This window comes from Streptomyces sp. RP5T (assembly GCF_003933965.1).
Taxonomy (GTDB): Bacteria; Actinomycetota; Actinomycetes; order Streptomycetales; family Streptomycetaceae; genus Streptomyces.
The window spans coordinates 1-2,324 of the sequence record NZ_RSAJ01000917.1 but is presented as its reverse complement, the minus strand read 5'-3'; the positions used below and the strand labels follow the sequence as shown (position 1 = coordinate 2,324).

Here is a 2,324-nt window from a genome sequence, read left to right as displayed (position 1 = left end):
GCCAAGGCGAGAGCGCGGGCCCTGCTCGCCCCCGTCCGCCCCACCGCGAGGATCGACCAGGCCGTGGCCGACACGGCCGAAACACTCCTGCGCAGCTACCTGCACGCCGCCGCCCTGGAGTCCCGCACCATCCGCCACGTCCACCGCTGGTGCCAGGGCACGCAGGTCCAGGACGCCGTGAAGACCCTCCGCACCCACCCGAAGGCGGCCCCCGGCTCCGCGGGCGAACTCGAAGCGGCCCTCACCGCGCACCCCGAACGCCGTGACATCGCCCAGGAGCTGGCCGGCCGAGCACTCTCGGCCCTCTTCACGGTCAACATCCGCGAGGCATGCACTCCCAACCGAAATGATGCCCTCGCCTTGGATTCCTTCGTGGACGAAGGGGGCACGCTTTATGTGGTCGGTGAATCCATCGAGGACCCCAGGACCAATCCTGGCGCGATGCCCCTCCTGACGGCCCTCACCTCAAGCGTGGTCGAGCGTGGCCGGCGCATGGCCGAACGGTCATCCTCCGGTCGCCTCGACCCACCACTCACCCTCGTCCTGGACGACATCGCAGCCGTGGCACCGCTTCCCCAGCTACCGGACCTCCTGGCCACCGGAGCCGTCCAGGGCCTGCCGACCCTGGCCCTGCTCCGGTCCCGCGAACAGGCCCGCACCCGCTGGCCGGACACGGACCTCCCGGCGTAGAGCGCGAAGGCCCGAGCTCAGAGGTCGTACGAGATCCAGTCGACGACCGGCACATACCCGAGCCGCCGATACAGGGCGTTGCTCGTGGGGTTGGCCGCGTCCGTGAACAGCACGACATCCCGGGCGCCCGCCAGCAGCGCGGCCCGGCTCACCTCGGCCGTCACGGCACCCGCGTACCCCCGGCCGCGCAGGTGGCCCGGCGTGTACACGGGGTCCACCTGGACCAGCCCGGCGACCACCGGGTTCGCGCCCGCCATGGAGACGGGCGTGCCGTCCGGGGTCTCCCAGAACGTGTAGTGCTTGTCGGCGAAGCGGGTGCGGGCCCAGTTGCCTGCGTCGATGGTGACAGCTTCCCCCACGTCCGCGGTGAACCCACGGCACATCTCCATGAGGTGCTCGTGGTCCCGCTCCCCCACGGGCCGTCCCCGCCCCGCCGGGAACGGCTCGGGCGGGGTGAGCGTGCCGAGCCGGTTCAGATGGAGCCGCACCCTGACCCTGGGCCGCGCGCCCGTGTGCCGCCGCCAGGAGTCGGCGAAGGCGGCCGCGGTGCTCTCGTCCGCGCTGACGGAAGGAACGGAGTGCCCGAGGGCGAGCAGCCGGGCCGCGAGCCCGTCGGCCTGATCGGGCGTGAGCGGGGTGGAGCTCAGTCCACGGCGGGGCGAGAGCCGGTAGAAGAAAGACGGCGTGCACCTCTCCCTCCCGCTCCAGCACACCGAATACGGCGTCCTCGGCGCCGTACACGGCCGCCCCGCGAGCACCAAGTCTCGCGGTCCATGTCAGCGGCATGATGTGCGCGACGGGGCGCGAGCGCAGGAACCCCCCAGCGCGGGCGAGAAAGTCGTCGACGTCGTCGGTGAGGTGCCAGTCATCCGGTCGCATGCCCCATGATCCCCGGCCGGCTCAGTCGCGTGCCAGCACGAATTCCAGTTCGGACTCCCCCGGGGCCTGCGGCAACGGCACTCGCACCCCGCTCGGTTCGAAGCCCACCTTGCGATAGAACCGCTGTGCCCGCCCGTTGTCCTCGTGCACGATCAGCCGCACCCGCTCGGCCCCGTGCGCCCACGCCCACTCCACTGCGGCGTCGAACAGCACGTCGGTGAGCCCGCTCCCGCGTTCCTCGGGCCGTACGAACACCCCGACGAGGTGCCCCTGCTTCCGCTCGACCGCGAAGCCGGCCCAGTCCGTGGTCCCCGGCTCCTCCAGCAGTACCGTCACCGTCCCGACCCACCGCCCGTCCGGCGCCTCGGCGATGATCGTCTGGACCTCGTCCGCCCCCTCGGCACCTCTGGCGGTCCGCTCCTCCCAGAAGGAGTCGGGCCGCACGACGGCCTCCTCGTAGGTCTCCAGGAAGGCGAGAGGCGCAACCGGATCCCGAAGGGCCGCCAGCCGCAATTCCTTGACGGCGGGCCATTCATCGGCGCGGACGGAACGGATTACATAGTTCATACGGTCGACCCTAAACGCAGAAAACCCCCGTGCCAACGGCACGGGGGTTTTCCCAAAAATTGTTCGGCGGTGTCCTACTCTCCCACAGGGTCCCCCCTGCAGTACCATCGGCGCTGTAAGGCTTAGCTTCCGGGTTCGGAATGTAACCGGGCGTTTCCCTCACGCTATGACCACCGAAACACTATGAA

General features: G+C 70.4%; 2 protein-coding genes, 1 rRNA gene and 1 pseudogene. 1 reads left to right on the top strand and 3 read right to left on the bottom strand.

Annotation, left to right across the window (positions count from 1 at the left end; translation table 11 throughout):
* The coding region (locus EHS43_RS42935; RefSeq protein WP_221740823.1) for a type IV secretory system conjugative DNA transfer family protein at positions 1–690 on the top strand (690 nt) is incomplete at its 5' end.
* 17 nt (positions 691–707) lie between these two features.
* Here the strand turns inward: EHS43_RS42935 and EHS43_RS42930 are convergent.
* The 3 genes and pseudogenes from EHS43_RS42930 to rrf form a co-directional block, all read right to left on the bottom strand.
* Positions 708–1,569, bottom strand: a pseudogene (locus EHS43_RS42930) (GNAT family N-acetyltransferase).
* A gap of 21 nt (positions 1,570–1,590) precedes the next feature.
* Positions 1,591–2,136: a GNAT family N-acetyltransferase gene (locus EHS43_RS42925; RefSeq protein WP_125195869.1), complete on the bottom strand. Its 546-nt coding sequence runs from the start codon at positions 2,134–2,136 to the stop codon at positions 1,591–1,593.
* 61 nt (positions 2,137–2,197) lie between these two features.
* Positions 2,198–2,314: ribosomal RNA gene (gene rrf / locus EHS43_RS42920) — 5S ribosomal RNA — on the bottom strand.
* Between the last annotated feature and the right edge of the window lie 10 nt (positions 2,315–2,324).